The 17,349-nt window shown below is 63.2% G+C and carries 19 protein-coding genes; 17 read left to right on the forward strand and 2 right to left on the reverse strand.

Features of this window, described 5'->3' with window-relative positions; translation table 11 throughout:
- The 4 genes from B3M53_RS02510 to B3M53_RS02525 all read left to right on the forward strand — a co-directional run.
- Positions 1–324: ExbD/TolR family protein (locus tag B3M53_RS02510; protein WP_286799592.1), on the forward strand; the 324-nt coding region annotated here is incomplete at its 5' end.
- A gap of 9 nt (positions 325–333) precedes the next feature.
- Positions 334–951: an energy transducer TonB gene (locus B3M53_RS02515; protein ID WP_022701777.1), complete on the forward strand. Its 618-nt coding sequence runs from the start codon at positions 334–336 to the stop codon at positions 949–951.
- A gap of 59 nt (positions 952–1,010) precedes the next feature.
- Positions 1,011–2,540, forward strand: a complete 1,530-nt coding sequence (locus B3M53_RS02520) for a tetratricopeptide repeat protein (RefSeq protein ID WP_022701778.1) — start codon at positions 1,011–1,013, stop codon at positions 2,538–2,540.
- 144 nt (positions 2,541–2,684) lie between these two features.
- Positions 2,685–3,131: a GFA family protein gene (locus tag B3M53_RS02525; protein WP_273019495.1), complete on the forward strand. Its 447-nt coding sequence runs from the start codon at positions 2,685–2,687 to the stop codon at positions 3,129–3,131.
- Between the two features lie 65 nt (positions 3,132–3,196).
- Here the strand turns inward: B3M53_RS02525 and B3M53_RS02530 are convergent, their stop codons facing one another.
- Positions 3,197–5,494, reverse strand: coding sequence for a S9 family peptidase (locus B3M53_RS02530; RefSeq protein WP_199318904.1), 2,298 nt, complete (start codon positions 5,492–5,494; stop codon positions 3,197–3,199).
- Between the two features lie 117 nt (positions 5,495–5,611).
- Positions 5,612–6,922: an MFS transporter gene (locus tag B3M53_RS02535; protein ID WP_273019498.1), complete on the reverse strand. Its 1,311-nt coding sequence runs from the start codon at positions 6,920–6,922 to the stop codon at positions 5,612–5,614.
- Between the two features lie 157 nt (positions 6,923–7,079).
- On the opposite strand from B3M53_RS02535, the gene B3M53_RS02540 reads away from it, so the two are divergent.
- The 13 genes from B3M53_RS02540 to B3M53_RS02600 all read left to right on the forward strand — a co-directional run bounded on the left by B3M53_RS02540 (position 7,080) and on the right by B3M53_RS02600 (position 17,301).
- Complete coding sequence (locus tag B3M53_RS02540) at positions 7,080–8,174, forward strand: DUF2336 domain-containing protein (RefSeq protein WP_273019500.1); 1,095 nt, start codon at positions 7,080–7,082, stop codon at positions 8,172–8,174.
- A 75-nt stretch (positions 8,175–8,249) separates the two neighbouring features.
- A complete protein-coding gene (locus tag B3M53_RS02545) occupies positions 8,250–9,230 on the forward strand; it encodes a sodium-dependent bicarbonate transport family permease (protein ID WP_022701783.1) in 981 nt (326 codons plus the stop codon).
- A 3-nt stretch (positions 9,231–9,233) separates the two neighbouring features.
- Positions 9,234–9,542, forward strand: a complete 309-nt coding sequence (locus tag B3M53_RS02550) for a DUF190 domain-containing protein (RefSeq protein WP_028284779.1) — start codon at positions 9,234–9,236, stop codon at positions 9,540–9,542.
- A 109-nt stretch (positions 9,543–9,651) separates the two neighbouring features.
- The gene (locus tag B3M53_RS02555) at positions 9,652–10,179 is read left to right on the forward strand and encodes a Na+/H+ antiporter subunit E (protein WP_022701784.1); all 528 of its coding nucleotides are present in this window, start codon (positions 9,652–9,654) and stop codon (positions 10,177–10,179) included.
- Positions 10,176–10,499, forward strand: a complete 324-nt coding sequence (locus B3M53_RS02560) for a monovalent cation/H+ antiporter complex subunit F (protein ID WP_022701785.1) — start codon at positions 10,176–10,178, stop codon at positions 10,497–10,499. Before B3M53_RS02555 ends, B3M53_RS02560 begins: the two co-directional genes overlap by 4 nt.
- The gene (mnhG, locus tag B3M53_RS02565) at positions 10,499–10,861 is read left to right on the forward strand and encodes a monovalent cation/H(+) antiporter subunit G (protein ID WP_022701786.1); all 363 of its coding nucleotides are present in this window, start codon (positions 10,499–10,501) and stop codon (positions 10,859–10,861) included. Before B3M53_RS02560 ends, mnhG begins: the two co-directional genes overlap by 1 nt.
- Positions 10,858–11,415: a DUF4040 domain-containing protein gene (locus B3M53_RS02570; RefSeq protein WP_022701787.1), complete on the forward strand. Its 558-nt coding sequence runs from the start codon at positions 10,858–10,860 to the stop codon at positions 11,413–11,415. Before mnhG ends, B3M53_RS02570 begins: the two co-directional genes overlap by 4 nt.
- Before the next feature lie 4 nt (positions 11,416–11,419).
- Positions 11,420–11,866, forward strand: coding sequence for a Na(+)/H(+) antiporter subunit B (locus B3M53_RS02575; protein ID WP_273019503.1), 447 nt, complete (start codon positions 11,420–11,422; stop codon positions 11,864–11,866).
- A gap of 3 nt (positions 11,867–11,869) precedes the next feature.
- A complete protein-coding gene (locus B3M53_RS02580) occupies positions 11,870–12,274 on the forward strand; it encodes a cation:proton antiporter subunit C (protein WP_022701789.1) in 405 nt (134 codons plus the stop codon).
- Positions 12,275–12,277: 3 nt separating this feature from the next.
- Positions 12,278–13,804 (forward strand): monovalent cation/H+ antiporter subunit D family protein, encoded by a 1,527-nt coding sequence (locus B3M53_RS02585; RefSeq protein WP_273019505.1) that lies wholly within the window; start codon positions 12,278–12,280, stop codon positions 13,802–13,804.
- Positions 13,801–15,270 (forward strand): proton-conducting transporter membrane subunit, encoded by a 1,470-nt coding sequence (locus B3M53_RS02590; protein WP_022701791.1) that lies wholly within the window; start codon positions 13,801–13,803, stop codon positions 15,268–15,270. Before B3M53_RS02585 ends, B3M53_RS02590 begins: the two co-directional genes overlap by 4 nt.
- Positions 15,267–15,584: a hypothetical protein gene (locus B3M53_RS02595; RefSeq protein ID WP_160092044.1), complete on the forward strand. Its 318-nt coding sequence runs from the start codon at positions 15,267–15,269 to the stop codon at positions 15,582–15,584. The genes B3M53_RS02590 and B3M53_RS02595 overlap by 4 nt, the downstream gene beginning before the upstream one ends.
- Positions 15,577–17,301 carry a Na(+)/H(+) antiporter subunit D gene (locus B3M53_RS02600; RefSeq protein ID WP_273019508.1) on the forward strand — a complete coding sequence of 575 codons (1,725 nt, stop codon included), beginning with the start codon at positions 15,577–15,579 and terminating at the stop codon, positions 17,299–17,301. Before B3M53_RS02595 ends, B3M53_RS02600 begins: the two co-directional genes overlap by 8 nt.
- Positions 17,302–17,349 lie beyond the last annotated feature (48 nt).

Here is a 17,349-nt window from a genome sequence, read left to right on the forward strand (position 1 = left end):
ATCCTGCTCATCTTCTTCATCGTGACAGCCGTGTTCGTTAAGGAGCCGGGCGTCGAGATCCTGCGACCTGAAACCCAAATTCAGGACCGTGAGAAACCGACCCTGCTCGTGGCCGTGACGGCCAATGACGAAATCTATGTGGACGGAAATGTTTACGAGCTCGCGCAGCTTCGTAACGCGTTCGAACAGCTCCGGGAGGAGAACCCCCGCGCCGAAGCCATGATCCAGGGTGATAGTGGTGCGCCGGCGGGGACGGTTCTCGATGTCCAGGAATTGCTGATGGACATGGACATTCCCGTCAAAATCTCAACCGAGGAAGGATAGGGGGACGCGATGGCTAGTATAATCCGTCTTCTCGTCGGCGTACCCATCGCCGCCGTGATCACCTTCCTGCTGTTCATGCTGATGCAGCGCCTGATCCTGACCGACGAAGTCGAGCTGGAGCCGGCGCGGGATGAACTGGCGATCTCTATTTCCGAGGAAGTGGAAGATCTGTCAGTCCGTCAGCGTGAAGTCACCATGGATGACGTGAACGAGGTCGAACCTCCGCCCCCGCCGCCCCAGATCGAGCGGCAAGTGGCTGAGGCTCCGGCTGAGGACATGAACACCATCGCTGGTGAGATTCCTGAGTTTGACGCGCCGGATCTGGGCAGCGGGGATGTCAGCTTTGACGTTTCCGACCGTGACGCCCAGCCGATGGTGCGCATCCCGCCGCAATATCCGCCCCGGGCGGCTGAGCGCGGCGTGGAAGGCAGCTGCCTGATGCAGTTTGACGTGACGCCGGATGGGACGCCGACGAACATTGTGGCGCTGGATTGCACCAGCTCCCTGTTTGAACGCTCCAGCATCCGGGCCGTGGAACGCTGGCGGTATGAACCCAGGATCGAAAACGGCAACGCGGTCTGGCGTCGGGGCGTGCAAACGTCTCTCGACTACCAGCTGGCTGACTAGGCAGTGCGGCGCTTCTCGCTCATGCGTGAGCGGGGAGCGCCCACACCGGGAGAGTGACAATGACTCTGAATGAGACTTTCAACCCCGCCAGCTTGGTCCGGACACTGGGCGTCGTCGCCATTTCCGGCCTCCTGGCCATCGCGATTGCAGCGCCGTCAGAAGCGCAGCGCCGTCGTGATAACGAGGACCAACAGGCTGAAGGCCGTGTTCTGAGCTCTGCGGTCGGTGAGCAAGTGCTCGCCTCGCAAGAGTGTCAGGACGTGGACGATAACGCCTGTGTGCTGCGGATCATGAACGAGCTTGCGGCTCGCGATAACCTCACGCCGTATGAACGGTTTGTGGTGCTGCAGCTGCGTGCTCGCGCGTACTTTACCGAGGATCGTCTCGATCTCGCCATCCGCGACTTCGGCGCGGCGCTGGCGACCGGCGCGACCACCACGGATGAAGAGATTGCGATCCGCACGGCCCTGGGTCAGCTCTATCTGGTTCAGGAAAATGTGGACGAGGCGATCCGTCAGTTCGAGCTGGCCATCTCGGCTGGCGCCGAGTTGACGCCGAACTTCTCCAAGACCGTGGCGCAAGCGTATCTGCAGGCGGACCGGATTTCCGATGGCGTTCGCTATGCGGAAATCTATTACAACAATACGCCCCAAAAGAACGAGCAGGACTTCAACCTGATGTTCTATTTCTATCAGCAACTTGATCGCACCAGTGATCAATTGCGGGTGGTTCGGGAGTATCTGTCCGCGTTTCCGGGCGCACGTCAGGCCTGGCAGAATTTGATTGCGCTCTATGCGCAAGAAGATGACGCCAACAGTGCGTTTGAAGCTAACAAGCTGATGTATCTGAACGGTCTTTTCCAGGAAGAAAACGAGCTGATCCGTCTGGTTCAGTATTACAGCTTCTTTGAAAACCCGTTCCGCGGCGCGTCCATTCTGGAGCGCGAGATGAATGCGGGCCGCGTGGAAGTGACCCAGCGCAATCTCGAGCTTCTGGCCAATATGTGGCGTCAGGCGTCCGAGTTCGAACGGGCGATCCCGGTGCTCGAACGTTTGTCTCAGCTGCAAGGCGATGGTGAAACCGCCCTGCGTCTGGCCGAAGCGAACTTCCAGCTCAATGACTTTGGCGCTGCGGAAGCGGCCCTGGTCACGGCTCTGGATCGCGGCGGCCTCAGCGATACCGGCAAAGCCTGGGAATTGCTGGGCACGGCGCGCTTCCGTCAGGGCGAACGTCAGGGTGCGATCCAGGCGTTCCGTGAAGGGGCGCGCTATCCTTCGAGCCGTACGGCCTCCAATGGCTGGATTCGCTGGATCACCGCTCAGATTGATGGCGAAGAGCGTCGCCGGGTGCAACAGGAGCAGATCGTCATCGACGAATGCCGCCTGACCCTGGACGCAGAGCGCCGTCAGATCGTTCTGACCGGTTCTGTGGATGATGAAGGCCGCGTGCGGTTTGAATCCATCCCGGAGCGCTGTGAGCCGTACTACAATGTCTATGGTGAGCAGATCCGTGAAGCAGGCCTGACCGACGCCGAAGCGGCGGCGGCTCAAGCCGAGCGCGAAGCCGAAGCGGCGACCGCTGAAGGCTAAGCTCATACGATAGACTGATTGAAAGCCCCGGCGCTCTGCGCCGGGGCTTTTTCTTTAGGGCCCTAGAGTATTCTTGCTAGGGTTCGAGCCTCGCCTTGGATTAAGCGCAATGAGAAACCGGCTTTCAGGCGCTCGGCGGCCTGCATGCGCTTCTCCTGGACGGGGCGTCAGAACATGGAGGCGTGCATGAAGGGCGGATGCAATTGCGGGGCGGTGCGCTTTGAAGTGACAGGGCCTGTCATGGGTGTGATCCAGTGTCACTGCTCACTGTGTCGCCGATATACAGGAACGGCGACTATCTCGGTGGTGCTGGCGAAACGAGAGGATTTTCACTGGCTCGCTGGCGAGGATCAATTGACCTATTGGCGTCATCCAGATGCAGACTGGGAAAGCACGTTTTGCAAGTTCTGCGGCTCACCCGCTCCTGGTGACAATGACGCGGACCGGGTCTTTATTCCTGCAGGCGTTCTAACCGACGGCGCGGACTCGTTGAAGGTCGTCCACCATATCTTTGTAGGCTCGAAAGCGAGCTGGGACGAGATCGGTGATGACGGTGCTCAGCATGACACGCGGATCGCTGTGAAGCCCTGATCAAGCACAAAAAACGGCGCGGGAAAAGCTCCCGCGCCGTTTTCAGTTCTCAGTGAGGCGGAAGCCTACTCAGGGCTGTCAGAGGCCTCAGAGGCGGCCTCTGCGGCTTCCTGATCGGCCAGGCCCACCGTCATCAGGGCGAAGGCGTATTCCTCGGCGCGTTCACGCAGGGAATCAAACCGGCCAGACGCGCCGCCATGACCCGCGCCCATATTGGTGCGCATCAGGGTCAGGCCGTCATCGGTGCGGCGGGTGCGCAGACGCGCCGCCCATTTCGCGGGCTCCCAATAGGTCACGCGCGGGTCGGTGAGGCCCGCTGTGGCCAGAACATGCGGGTAATCCTGCGCGCTCACCTGATCATAGGGGCTGTAGGACAGGATGTAGTCATACGCCGCCGGGTCGGTGATCGGGTTGCCCCATTCCGGCCATTCCGGCGGGGTCAGAGGCAGGCTTTCATCGGACATAGTGGTCAGTACATCCACGAACGGCACCGCGCCGATAGCGCCGGCGAACAGCTCGGGCGCCTGGTTGATGGCGGCGCCGACCAGCAGGCCGCCGGCTGAGCCGCCCATGGCGACCATCTGACCTTCAGAGGTGTAGCCTGCTTCGACCAGGGCGCGGCCCGAGTCGACGAAGTCATTGAACGTGTTGGTTTTCTGGTCGAGCTTGCCGTCCAGATACCATTGATAGCCCTTGGACATGCCGCCACGGATATGGGCGATGGCGTAGACCATGCCACGATCCACCAGGCTGAGACGCGAGGTGGAGAAGCTGGCGGGAATGGTGATGCCGTAAGACCCATAGCCGTACAGCAGCAGCGGCGCGGACCCGTCGATCGGGGTGTCGCGATGATACAGGATCGTCACCGGCACGCTGGCGCCGTCGCGGGCCGTGGCGTGGATGCGGCGCACCACATAGTCTTCCGCATTGTGACCCGAGGGGACTTCCTGACGCTTGATCAGGGTGCGCTCACGCGCGCTCATGTCGTAGTCATAGGTCTCTTCCGGGGTGGACGGGCTTTCATAGGAGAAACGCATCTGGTCGGTGGCGTATTCATAGCCGCCATCCATGCCCAGGGCGTAGGCTTCCTCATCAAACGCGATCTCGTGCTCTTCGCCGGACCGCAGGTCGCGCACGATGATGCGGGGCAGGGCGTCTGAACGCTCGGACCGGACCAGCCAGTTCTCAAAGCCCATCAGCCCGTTCACCAGCACGCCGGGGCGGTGCTCGATCAGCGACGTCCAGTTCTCGCGGCGCGGATCGTCCAGCGGGGCTTCCATGATCTGGAAGTCCACGGCGCCGCCCTGATTGGTGCGCACGAACAGACGGCCGCCCGCTTCGGTCAGCGAATATTCCACGCCCGGCTCACGTTCTGACACCAGGATCGGCTCGGCGGCTGGATCATTGGCGTCAAACACCCGCGCTTCGGAGGTGGTGTGGTCGCCGGCGCCCAGAACGATCCAGCTGTCGCCATCGGTCTTGCTGACGCTCAGGAAATAGCCCGGATCGGTTTCTTCGTAGATCAGCTCGGCTTCAGCGGAGTCGAACGCCTGACGATAGACCCGGCGCGGCCGGTTGTTGTCGTCGCGCCAGACCCAGTACAGGGTGCGGCTGTCATTGCCCCAGACCATGGAGCCATAGCCCTCATCGGTGACGGTGGCGATGTCCTCGCCCGTCTCGAGGTCGCGAATCTTGATCTGGTAGAATTCCGAACCGGCGGTATCCACCGCATAAGCCAGATAGCGGTGATCGGGCGAGTGCTGGACAGAGCCCAGATCGAAATACTCGATTCCGTCCGCTTCGGCGTCGCCATCCAGGATGATCACTTCCTCGCCAGCCATCTCGCCGTTCTCGCCGGTCGCACGCCGGGCGAAGACCGGATACTGGCCGCCTTCGCGATAGCGCAGATAATAATACCAGTCGCCATCGCGGGAGGCGGGAGATTCATCGTCTTCCTTGATGCGGCCGCGCATCTCGCCGTACAGGCGCTCTTCCAGGCCGGTGAGCGGCGCCATCACCTCGTTGTAATAGGCGTTTTCCGCTTCCAGGTGCGCGCGGATGTCCGCGTCCAGCACGCTGGGATCGCGCATCACTTCCTGCCAGTTGTCATCGCGCAGCCAGGTGAATTCGTCGGTGCGGGTGCGGCCCAGCTGCTCGATCTCGACCGGGCGCTGCTCGGGCGTCGGCGCTGAAATCTCGAGCGCGCGCGCGATCAGGTCCTGAGCGGGGGCGGAGGTGTCATTCATACTGTTTTCCGTCGTCGTGGCGGCGCTGTCCGCAGCGGGCTGGCTGCAGGCTGAAAGCGCAATAAGCGCCGCCCCGGCCAGCAAGGCGGCTTTCGATCCGTAATGAGATAAGGTCATGATGGTCCTGCACCAGACGCGTGCTGCGCCTGACTCCCCAATTGAGATGATGGGGCAGTGTTTCTCGCACCTGCAGCGCTGTCCAGCGTTTCCAACGGTAATGGACGAAAAGAAACGTCAGCGCACCCGGCGCAGCGCCAGAATGGGCGTGGTCAGCGCTATCACGATCAACACCAGCAGAAGCCCCGCCATGGGGATCAGGGACGACAGACGCGGTCCGATCTCGTGCACCACATAGCCCATCACGAACGCGCCCAGCGGCATGCCGCCGAACATGCCCAGCTGATAGACGCTCATCACCCGCGCAATCATGCGCGGCGGAGCGTTCTCCTGCACCACGGCGCGCGACAGTGAAATGCCGACGCCGCCGCCCAGGCCCCAGCTGAACACCAGGATGAAGAGCGCATAGAGCGGCAGGGGCAGGGCGAGCAGCCCCATCGAGACCACCGTCACCAATTGCGCCAGCATCAGGATGCGTCCGGGCCGTTCAATCTCGCCCACTTGAGACAACAGGACATTGGCGATGAAAGCGCCGATCCAGAAAGAGACGAGCAAGAGAGCGAGCAGGCCGTAGCCGCCGTCATACACATCACGCACCAGCACCGGAATGATGACGAAGAACCCGCCGCCCACCACCAGCAGGCCAAGCGCCAGCATGATCAGCGTCATCGGCGCCAGGATGGGCGACCGGACCACTTCCAGAACGCCGGTGCGCAAGCTGGTCCACAGGCTTTCACCCCCGGTGTTCTGCCGTGGCAGACGCGGCATCAGCAGTGCGGCGCCCGCGCCGATCGCCAGCCCCCCGGCCTGAACGGCGAACAGGGGCGCGGGACCCAGGCGGCCCGCCAGCACGCCGGCGCCCATGCCGAAGATCTGGGCGGCGAACTGCACAAGCGAGGCCAGGATCACCGCCTTTTGCAAGGTGAAATCGCGGCGGCCCAGCCGTTGGGCGACACGGGTCACCGCATTCACCGCGCTGTCGCGGGCGGGCATGACGAAAGCGCCCGCCACGCCCACCAGCAGGGCGTAAAGGATCATCACCCAATAGCTGAGCAGGTTCTGGAACAGCAAAAGCGACATCAATCCGGCGCACAGGCAAGCCAGAAGGTGAAACCCGCCCATCACCCAGCGCCGGTCAAGACGCTCGGCCACCACGCCCGCCATGGGCAGCAAGAACAGCATGGGCGCCGTCAGCGCCGCCTGCGCGAGCCCCAGCCGGTCCGGGCTTTCATTCAGCGTATAGTTGATCACGCCGGGAAACAGCGTCGTCTGAAGACCGAAACTGAAAAACCAGCCGGCGACAGCGATCATGTAGACGGTGAAAGGTGGAAAGCGCTGGAAGCGGCGGAATTTACGAAGACTTTTCAACGCCACGGGCATACCTGTCGGTTGGGCGGGGATGGCCCCGGCAAATGCAATCAGGCCCACGGGCGGATCAAGGCAAAGATGTGTGACACATGCTTGATAAGGTCTTAAGCACCTTGCGCGACTTCAGCCCTTGGCGCAAGGCGTCGCGTATCTCGACGCTTCCTTAACGCCCTCGGGCTCATCTTGGGATGAGACTGAGCAGGATGTGATTTCGACCATGGCGGAAGATCTGAGCCCCGCACCGCCCCGACCCGCCACGCCGCGGGCGCGGGACCTGTTGACCCGGCGTTTGGCGGACATTGTCTGCCTGCCCTCCAGCCAGATCGCGCCGCAGGAGCGGTGGATGGTCGCAGACGTGCTGGATGAATTGCTGCGGGCGGCGGATGTGGGGTTGCGGGCGAAAGTGTCCAAGCGCCTGGCCCAGCAGAATGAAGCGCCCCGCGCTCTGGTGCGCCGGCTCGCCCATGACGACTTTGAAGTGGCTGAGCCGTTGCTGCGACGCTCCCAGGCGCTGTCCGATTTTGACATGATGGACATCGCTCAGGGTTCGAGCGCATTGCACCGGCTGGAGCTGGCGCGTCGTGAGAGCGTGTCAGAGACCGTGGCCGCCGCGCTGGCTGCAGGCGGCGATATGGACGTCATCACCTCGCTGTTGCGCAATGACGGCGCCCGGCTCGCCAGTCAGACCGTGGAAGTGATCGTGCGGGTTGCGGCGGAACACGACGCCATTGCGCGCTTGTTGATACGGCGTCCGGAATTGCGGCCCGCCCAGGCGCTGGCGCTGTTCTGGTCCGTCTCTCATGATATGCGCCGGATGATCCTCGACCGGTTCGCCGCATCGCGTCAGATCCTTCAGGATGCAGCCGAGGACGTCTTTCCTCTGGCGGCGCGTGAAGCCGAACCTGATACTGCCGTTCAGGAGGCGCTGGCTTATATCGACCGCCGCCAGCGCGACCGAAAAGCGGCTGAAGTGACCCCTTATGGATCGCTGGAGGGATTGATCGAACGCGCCTCGCAAATCGGGTTCACCGAGGAGTTGCGCGCCGAGGCGGCTGTGCTCGCCAACATTCAGCGTGATCTGCTCAATCGCATGATTGATGATTTCGGCGGCGAACCGCTGGCGATTCTGGCCAAGGCGACCGGACTGTCGCGTCAGCATCTGTCCGGGCTGATCGAAGGGTCGGGGCGCACCGACGCTTTCAACCGGGTCCAGCAGGCGATTCTGGTTTTTGACACGATGAGCGTGGACAAGGCGCAAACCGTGTTGCGCTATTGGAACTGGGTCATCGCTCGCAGCGCCCGCGGGGATTAGGCTGCGGGCTGCAGCGCCGCCAAATGCCGCGATAAGCCTTGAACCCGCGCGAGAGTGCGTCTAGCTGTCGCAGCCATGCTGGATGTTCTTTCCCTCGCACTCGCGAACCTGACTTCGCCGGCCGTGTTGTTCTTCGCTCTGGGCGTGCTCGCCGGAGTGCTGCGGTCTGATCTGAACATTCCCCAGGCCGTGGCCAAGGGGCTCGCGCTCTATCTGATGATGGCGATCGGCTTCAAGGGCGGGGTGGAAGTCTCCAAGGCGGGGCTGACGACCGAATTGTTGCTGGCGGCGGGATCGGGCGTGCTGCTCAGCTTCGCCATGCCGCTGATCGCGTATGGTTTGCTGCGCGCTTTCACCCAGCTTGATCGCACGACCGCTGCGGCCAGCGCGGCGCACTATGGGTCGATCTCGGTGGTGACCTTTGTGGCGGGATCTGAATTCCTGCAGCTCTCAGGTCTGGTGTATTCCGGCCATATGGTCGCCGTTCTGGCGCTGATGGAGACGCCGGCGATCCTTACGGGTCTGCTGCTGGCGGGCGCGTCGAGCAAGGGGCCGGACCCCAGCGCGCGCGGCGAGCTGATCCGCGAAGTGGCGCTGAACGGCTCGGTCGTGCTGCTCATGGGCGCCTTCTTCATCGGCTGGATCTCGGGCGAGCCGGGCATGGTGCGGCTCGAGCCGTTCGTGGTGGATTTGTTCCAGGGCATTTTGTGTCTCTTCCTGCTCGATATGGGGATCGTGGCCGCGCGGCGTCTGTCCGGCGCACGCAAGCTGGGCGTTCCCGGCGCGCTGTTCGGTATCGTCATGCCGCCCATCGGCGCAGCGGCGGCCCTGGGGCTGGCGCTGTTGACCGGCATGGGCGCCGGGGATGCGGCGGCGCTGATGATCCTGGGTGGTTCGGCCAGCTATATCGCCGTGCCTGCGGCCATGCGCATCGCGCTGCCGGAGGCGGACCCGTCGGTCTATCTGACCTTGTCTCTGGCCATCACCTTCCCGTTCAACCTGGCGATCGGCATTCCGCTCTACACGGCGGTCGCCCAAGCCCTCATCGGAGGCTGACCCATGGCGCGCACAGTTCGCAAAAAACTCATCGCCATCGTCGAGACGCCCCATCTCAAACGGCTGATCGACCTGCTGCGCCAGTGCGGGGTCACCGGCTTCACCGTCATTGAAGGCCGAGAGGGCAGCGGTCTGGGCGGGGACTGGACCCGTGAAGACGTGCTGGACGCCACAGAGATGAAAATCGTGCTCTCGGTGATGAAGCCTGAGACCGCCGAGAAGGTGTTTGAGCAGGCTGAGCCCTTCTTTGCGCGCTATCCCGGCATCATCTATGCGCACGATGTGGAAGTGGTCCGCGGCGAGCGCTTCTGAAGAAACTCCAGCATTTGTGTCCGGTTTCGCTGGAAAACGCGGTGAGGGGTGGTCTAGAACCCCCCTCAACGCCGCCCAATGCAGGCGGCGAGAAGAGGGAGGGTGATCGGTGGCCTCAAGGCTGTTCTACGGCGTCTTGCTCGCAGTCATACTGTCCGTGCTCTGGCTGTTATTGTCAGGCTATTGGTTCAAACCGCTTCTGGTGGGCTTCGGCGTGCTGGCGGTGACGGTTGCGCTGGTCACGACCGCGCGCATGGGCCTTCTGGACGGGGAATCGGTTCCCTTCGCCCGCTTGCCGCAATATTTCAAATACTGGAGCTGGCTCGGCGCAGAGATCTTCAAGGCGAACATCGCCGTGGTGCGCATCGCCATGGCGCCCGATCTGAACATCAAGCCGGTCATGACCCGCGTCGCGGTCAGCGCCAAGTCCGACATGGCGCGCACCACCTACGCCAACTCCATCACCCTGACGCCGGGCACGGTCACCATTGAAGTCGAGGAAACCGGCTTTCTGGTTCACGCCCTGACCGAGGAATTCGCCGACCAGGACGCCTTCCGGGACATGGAGCGGCGGTCCATCGAAGCGGTTGAAGGGCGCAAGGCGCTGGCGAAGCCGCGCGGAGAGGCCGGATCATGATCACACCCATTCTCGATTTCGGCATCGCCATCGTCCTGGCGATTTCCATGGTCCTTATGATCAGCCGCCTGTTCATCGGCCCGACCCTGTATGACCGGGTGCTGGCGGTGAACTCTTTCGGCACCAAGACCGTGCTGTTCCTAGCGGTGTTCTCGCTGATGGTGGGCCGCGGCGATGGTCTGGACATCGCGCTGCTGTATGCGCTGATCAACTTCATCGCCACCATCGCGATCCTGAAGTTCTTCCGCTATCGCTCGCTGGATGTGGCCCTGTCGCAAATGGCGCTTCGACGTGCGCTGGACGGCGAGGAGGACCACTAATGGATTATGCGTTCTGGATAGAGCTGGGCCTCGACATCGTCTCGGCCGCTTTCGTCATCACCGGCGCCGTGTTCGTGCTGGCGGGCGCCATCGGCGTCATCCGCCTGCCCGATTTTTACACCCGCATGCATGCCGCTGGCGTCACCGACACGCTAGGCGCCGAGCTGATCGTCATTGGCTTGATGGTGCAGGGCGGGTTCACTCTGGTCACGGTGAAGCTGGCGCTTCTGGGCGTGTTCGTCTTCCTGACGAGCCCCACCGCCACCCACGCTGTGGCTAACGCCGCCTATAAATCGGGGCTGAAGCCGCTTCTGACGCGCTACCGCCCCCATGCCGGTTCTGACGATGGAGGGGCGGCATGAGCGCGTCTGACATCACCCAGTATTTTGACTACATCTTCATGGCGATGCTCCTGTGCATCGGCATTGCGGTGATCCGCCTGCGCAATCTGTTCGCGGTGGTGATGCTGACCGGCGCCTATTCTCTGATCTCGGCGGCCTGGTTCGTGTCGCTGGACGCGGTGGATGTGGGCTTCACCGAAGCCGCTGTGGGCGCAGGCATCTCCACCGTGCTGCTGCTGGGCGCGATGCTTCTGACCTCACGCGAGGCGGACGAGACGCCGCTGGTGCGCCATCTGGCGGCGCTGGCCGTGACGGTGGCCGCAGGCGTGGCGCTGTTTTACGCGCTGGGCGACATGCCGGTTTATGGCGACGCCAACAGCCCGGCCAACACCGGTGTCGGCATGGACTATGTCCAGCTCACCGCCGAGCAGATCCACATCCCCAACGTGGTCACCGCCGTGCTGGCCAGCTATCGCGGTTTTGACACCATGGGCGAGGTTTTCGTGGTGTTCGCCGCCGGCCTGGGCGTGGCCCTGTTGATCGGCCTGGGCGAATCCAAGCGGAAGAAGGGGTAAGCCCATGATGTCGCCTCACGTCATTCTGCGCGTCGTCGCCAAGGTCCTGATCCCCATGATCATTGTGTACGGGTTTTACGTACACTTTCATGGCGAGTATTCGCCCGGCGGCGGGTTCCAGGCGGGCGTCGTGCTCGCCTCGGCGATCATCCTGTACGCGCTCATTTTCGGCCTGGACGCGGCCCGCAAGGTCTTCCCGCCCTATTGGGCGCGAGTCGGCATGGCGCTGGGCGGCTTCATCTATGCGTCAGTGGGCTTCGTCTCCCTGATCATGGGCGGGCAGTTTCTCGAATACACTGTCTTCCATCCCGACATCTCGCACGGGACCGGCCAGCATATCGGCATCATCGCGGTGGAGGTCGGCGTTCTGACGACGGTGACCTGCGTGATGATCGCGATCTTTTACGCCTTCGCCGGGCGCACGCCCGAAATCTCTGACGAGGATTGGTAAGCCATGTTCGAGATGGTGACGGAACGCTTCAACTATGCGGTGATCATCGTCCTGATGATGGTCGGCCTGTACGCCGTGATCGCCACAGGAAACCTCGTCAAGCGCCTGGTGGGGCTGTCGATTTTCCAGACCTCGGTGTTCTTGCTGTACATCAGCATCAGCAAGGTGTTCGGCGGCGCGCCGCCGATCTTCGACTATAAGGACATGGCCTATGACCGGCTCGATCCGAACGCGGTCTACTCCAATCCGCTGCCCCATGTGCTGATCCTCACCGCCATTGTGGTGGGCGTGGCGACCTTGTCGGTCGGCCTGGCCCTGGTGGTGCGCATTCGCGAGGCTTACGGCTCGATCGAGGACGATACGATCGCCGAAGCCGATTATTCTCTGGAACTGGAAAAGGGCGTTTAAGCCGTGACGGTTGGTCAATTCCTCCCGGCCGCGCTTGCGGCCCATGCCCCGGTCTTGCTGGTGGCGATCCCGCTTATCCTGTCCGCACCTGCGGCGGCGTTGAAATCCGGACGCGTCAGCTGGGGCATCGCCTTCGCCGGCGCTGTGGCGGCGTTGTTGTTCGCCATCGAGCTGTTTCTCGCCACGCGCGGCGAGGGCGCCGTCATCAGCTATGCGCTGGGCGCCTGGCAGCCGCCGGTGGGCATCGAGTTCCGCGTCGACGCGCTGAACGCGGCGTTGTTGCTCTTGCTGACGGCCAGCGCGGTTCTGGCGCTGATCTTTGCGCTGCCCAGCGTCGAGGACGAAATCGACAAGAACAAGCGCGCGCTGTTCTATTCGGCGTTTCTGGTGGTGCTGTCCGGTCTCGCCGGGGTGGCGACCACGGGTGACGCCTTCAACATGTTCGTTTTCCTGGAGATTTCCTCCATCCCCACCTATGCGCTGATCGCCATGGGGGCGAGCCATGATCGCCGCGCGCTGACCAGCTCGTTCAACTATCTGGTCATGGGCACGATCGGGGCGACCTTCTTCGTCATCGGCGTCGGCTTTCTCTATATGGCGACGGGCACGCTCAACATGGCCGACCTCGCCATGCGCCTGCCCGAGCTGCAGGGCGACCGGGTGGTGGAGATCGGCTTCGCGTTCATCCTTGTGGGCCTTGGCCTGAAAGCGGCGCTCTTCCCGCTGCATCTGTGGCTGCCCGGCGCCTACGCCTATGCGCCGAGTTTTGTGACCACCTTCCTGGCGGCGACCGCCACCAAGGTCGCGTTCTACGCCATCATCCGCTTCAGCTTTGACGTGTTCTCGGTGGGCAATGGCTTCGTGCTGAACAGCTTCACCTATGTGATCGCGCCGCTGGCCATCGCCGGCATGATCATCGCCTCGGCGCAGGCGTTGTTCCAAAGCGATGTGCGTCGCCTGCTCGCCTACTCGTCGGTGGCCCAGGTGGGCTACATGATGCTGGGCCTTGGCATCGGCACCCAGGCCGGGGTGTCGGCGGGCGTGCTGCACCTGATCAACCACGCCATGATCAAGGGCGCGCTGTTCATGGCGCTCGGCGCCTTCGCGATCAGCTATGGCGTGCGCCGGATCGAGAATTTCAAAGGTCTGGGCCAGGCCCTGCCGGTGACGTCTGCGGCCTTCACCGCCGGGGCCCTGTCGCTGATCGGCGTGCCGTTCACGGTGGGCTTCATCTCGAAATTCTATCTCATCCAGGCCGCCTTGCAGAAAGGCTGGACCTTCGCGGTCGTCGCCATCCTGATCGCGTCCGTGCTGGCGGTGTTTTACTGCTACCGGGTGCTGGTCAATCTCTGGGTCGCGCCGCGTCCGGACGGCGCCAGCCATGCCGTGCAGCGCGTGCCGATGATGATCATGGCGCCGCTCGTGGTTCTGGCGCTGATGAACCTTGTGTTCGGCGTTTACGCCGAGCCGATCGTGAACATGGCTGAGGCGGCCGCCGCCGCAGCCTTCAACGCCGGAGTCGCGCCGTGAGTTGGACCCCTGAACTCGCCCTCGCGCTCGCCCTGATCCTGCCTTTGATTGGCGGCGCCGCCGTTCTCGGCCTGGGCGCCAAGCCCAATCTGCGCGAGGCGGCGACCCTGATCACCGCCATCGCGCTGGCCGTGGTGGTCGCCTATTTGGTCGAAGCGTCCGGATCGCGGCCCGAGCTGGTCCTGTTCGAGCTGGCGCCGGGGCTGGAGCTGAAATTCAAGCTTGAGCCGCTGGGCGCCATGTTCGCCATGGTTGCGAGCGGGCTGTGGATCATCAATTCGCTGTATTCCATCGCCTATATGCGTGGAAACAACGAAAAGGATCAGACCCGCTTCTATTTCTGCTTCACGATCTCCATCGCTGCGGCCATGGGCATCGCGCTGTCGGGCAATCTGCTGACCCTGTTCTTCTTCTATGAAGCGCTGAGCCTCGCCACCTATCCGCTGGTGGCGCACAAGGGCGACGCCAAGGCCAAGCGCGGCGCCTCGATCTATCTGGGCATCCTGCTGGCGACCTCCATAGGCCTGTTCCTGCCGGGCGTGTTTGCGGTCTACGCCTTCACCGGCACAACCGACTTCACCGTCGGCGGCATTCTGTCAGGCGTCGGGCCCATGGCCGGTTCAGTCCTGCTGGTTCTGTTCGCCTTCGGCATCGGCAAGGCGGCGCTGATGCCGGTCCACCCCTGGCTTCCGAACGCCATGGTCGCGCCGACGCCGGTCTCTGCGCTCTTGCACGCCGTGGCCGTGGTGAAAGCGGGCGTGTTCTCGATCCTGAAAGTGGTCGTCTATATTTTCGGCGCCGATTACATGCAGACCCTGCCGGCCGCCGACGTGCTGGCCTGGGTGGCGGGCGGCTCCATCGTGGTCGCCTCGATCTTCGCCTTCACCAAGGATAATCTGAAGGCGCGGCTGGCCTATTCCACGGTCTCCCAGCTCAGCTACATCACGCTGGGCGCCATGCTCGCCAGTCCGCTGGCGCTCCTGGGCGCGGCGCTTCAGATCGTCATGCACGCCTATGGCAAGATCACCCTCTTCATGACGGCGGGCGGGATCTATACCGGCGCGAAAAAGTCTGAAATCTCCCAGCTTGACGGTCTCGGCCGGTACATGCCGGTGACCTTCGCCGCCTTCACCATCGGCGCCCTGTCGATCATCGGCGTGCCGCCCTTTGGCGGGGTCTGGCCGAAAGTCTTCCTGATGGAGGGCGCGGCCGAGGGCGGTCAGCCCTGGCTGATCGTCATGCTGATCGGCTCGACGCTTCTGAACATCGGCTATCTGCTGCCCATAGTCATTCGCGGCTTCTTCAAGCCCAAGCCTGAGCCCAGCCCGATGCGCCCCGGCCAGCCGCCGGCGCTGGCCTGGATCGCGCCGCTGATCACGGCGGGCGGCACCATCGTGCTGTTCTTCGCCATCGGCCCTCTGATTGACTTCCTGTCGCCTGTCTTCACCACGGAGATGACGCCATGACCGCGCCCCGCGACTCTAAATCCGAGCTGCATCCGCTGGCGCGTCCCCTGTCCGGGCTGACCAGTCCGCGCGCCGGCCTGATCGCCCTGATCGTTCTGGCGGTTCTTGTGGCGGCGGGCTTCGGCTTGGAAACCGTATTGTCTGAAGACGGCCTGTCCAAATACCCCGAGGTGTATGGCGCATACGAGCTGCTGCCGCTGGCGGCGGGCGCTGTCGCCATTCTGGGGGGCTGGGCGCTGGTCTGGCTAATCAGCCGTCCGGGTGATTTCTATTCTCGCGCCGCTGGCGATGTGAAGGAGGGCGAGAATGACTGACGCCCTGTCATTTCTGAACGGCGTCTCGCCGGCCTGGTTCCTAATTCTCGCAGGGCTTCTGGCCTGGGCCTCGCCCCGGTCCGAGCTGCGCAAGGCGCTGATGCTGCTGGGGCCGATTGGCGCCTTGTGCGCCTGGTTCGCTACCGGCGAGACCGGCGTTTATGGCGTGATCGATCTCGGCCCTGTGGTGCTGGAGACCTTCCGGCTTGATAACCTGTCGCGCGTCTGGGCGCTGGTCTTCATCCTGATCAGCTTCATCAACGGCGTGTACGCCCTGCATGACCGCAATCGCATGACTGACGGCGCTGCGCTGATCTATGCCGGTTCGGCTGTGGGCGCGGTGTTCGCGGGCGACCTGCTGACCCTGTTCTTCTTCTGGGAGCTGACGGCTCTGGCCTCAGCCCCGCTGATCTTCGCGGTCGGCACGCCCGAAGCGCAACGCGCGGGCCTGCGCTATCTGGCGATCCAGGTGCTGTCAGGCGTGGCGCTTCTGGGCGGCGCGACGATCTGGGCGAGCCAGACCGGCTCCTGGGCGTTTGACGTGCTCGGTACGGACAGCTGGGCCGGGATCATCATGCTGCTGGCCTTTGGCCTGAAAGCGGGCTTCCCGCTCTTGCACATGTGGCTGCCGGACGCTTATCCCAAAGCCACCGGGGTGGGCTCGGTTGTCTTGTCCGCCTTCACAACCAAGCTGGCGATCTACGCGCTGGCGCGCGGCTTTGCAGGCGAAGAGGTGCTGATCACCATCGGCCTCGTCATGGCGGTCTTCCCGATCGTCTTCGCGATGACCAGCAATGATTTGCGCCAGACTCTCGCCTATGCGCTGATCAACCAGCTCGGCTTCATGGTCGTGGCGGTGGGCGTCGGCGGCGATCTGGGCCTGAACGGCGCCGCAGCGAACGCCTTTGTCGGCGTCATCTACATGGCGCTGATGTTCATGGTTCTGGGCGCGGTGCTGCTGCGCACCGGCACGCTGAAAGTCAGCGAGCTGGGCGGGCTTTACAAATCCATGCCGGTCACTGCGCTCTTTGCGATCATCGGCGCCCTGTCTGTTGTGGGCGCGCCGCTCTTTTCCGGCTTCGTCGCCAAGACGCTGATCCTGTCCGCGACCCATTACGCGCACCATGACTGGGCCTATACGATCCTGGTCTACGCCTCCGCCGGCGTGATGGAGCTGAGCGTTCTGAAGGTCGTCTACTTCACCTTCTTCGGAACGGACCGCGGCATCCGCGTGAAGGAAGCGCCGCAAACCATGCATCTGGGCATGGCGCTGGCGGCCTTCCTGTGCGTCTTCCTGGGCGTGAACTACCAGGCGTTGTACGGCATCCTGCCGTTCGACATGGAGTATTCGCCCTACAAGCTGTCGAGCGTGTTCGGTCAGGTGCAGCTGCTTCTTGGCGGGCTTCTGGTGTTCGCAGCAGCGCTTTATTTCAAGCTATTCCCGCTCAAGGGCGACCGCACGATCCTCGATGTGGACTGGCTCTATCGCCGCTTTGGCGATGCGTGCGCGCGCTGGGGCGCCGCCATGGGGCAGCTTCTCTTTGACGCGATCGGCAAGGGGCTGAGCGCCGCGATCACGCGCATTCGCGGGCGATTGTTCAACCTGTTCAGCCCGGCGGGCGCCCTGTCCAAGGAATTTCCGTCCGGTCTGATGGCGCTTTGGACGGCGATCATGCTCGCAGGGGTCGTTCTGGTGGCGTACTTTTCCCCCAGTTAGGGTGTTGAACGCGGTTACCCACAACTAGCGTAATAAGGGAATTCACGC

It is taken from the genome of Oceanicaulis sp. UBA2681 (genome assembly GCF_002354675.1).
In the GTDB taxonomy this organism is placed as follows: Bacteria; Pseudomonadota; Alphaproteobacteria; order Caulobacterales; family Maricaulaceae; genus Oceanicaulis; species Oceanicaulis alexandrii.

Bases quoted from the DNA above. Each gene is read 5' to 3' on its own strand.
- B3M53_RS02515 (WP_022701777.1), top strand. From the start codon at position 334: ATGGCTAGTATAATCCGTCTTCTCGTCGGCGTACCCATCGCCGCCGTG.
- B3M53_RS02520 (WP_022701778.1), top strand. From the start codon at position 1,011: ATGACTCTGAATGAGACTTTCAACCCCGCCAGCTTGGTCCGGACACTG.
- B3M53_RS02525 (WP_273019495.1), top strand. From the start codon at position 2,685: ATGCGCTTCTCCTGGACGGGGCGTCAGAACATGGAGGCGTGCATGAAG.
- B3M53_RS02530 (WP_199318904.1), bottom strand. From the start codon at position 5,494: ATGACCTTATCTCATTACGGATCGAAAGCCGCCTTGCTGGCCGGGGCG.
- B3M53_RS02540 (WP_273019500.1), top strand. From the start codon at position 7,080: ATGGCGGAAGATCTGAGCCCCGCACCGCCCCGACCCGCCACGCCGCGG.
- B3M53_RS02545 (WP_022701783.1), top strand. From the start codon at position 8,250: ATGCTGGATGTTCTTTCCCTCGCACTCGCGAACCTGACTTCGCCGGCC.
- B3M53_RS02550 (WP_028284779.1), top strand. From the start codon at position 9,234: ATGGCGCGCACAGTTCGCAAAAAACTCATCGCCATCGTCGAGACGCCC.
- B3M53_RS02560 (WP_022701785.1), top strand. From the start codon at position 10,176: ATGATCACACCCATTCTCGATTTCGGCATCGCCATCGTCCTGGCGATT.
- mnhG (WP_022701786.1), top strand. From the start codon at position 10,499: ATGGATTATGCGTTCTGGATAGAGCTGGGCCTCGACATCGTCTCGGCC.
- B3M53_RS02570 (WP_022701787.1), top strand. From the start codon at position 10,858: ATGAGCGCGTCTGACATCACCCAGTATTTTGACTACATCTTCATGGCG.
- B3M53_RS02575 (WP_273019503.1), top strand. From the start codon at position 11,420: ATGATGTCGCCTCACGTCATTCTGCGCGTCGTCGCCAAGGTCCTGATC.
- B3M53_RS02580 (WP_022701789.1), top strand. From the start codon at position 11,870: ATGTTCGAGATGGTGACGGAACGCTTCAACTATGCGGTGATCATCGTC.
- B3M53_RS02595 (WP_160092044.1), top strand. From the start codon at position 15,267: ATGACCGCGCCCCGCGACTCTAAATCCGAGCTGCATCCGCTGGCGCGT.
- B3M53_RS02600 (WP_273019508.1), top strand. From the start codon at position 15,577: ATGACTGACGCCCTGTCATTTCTGAACGGCGTCTCGCCGGCCTGGTTC.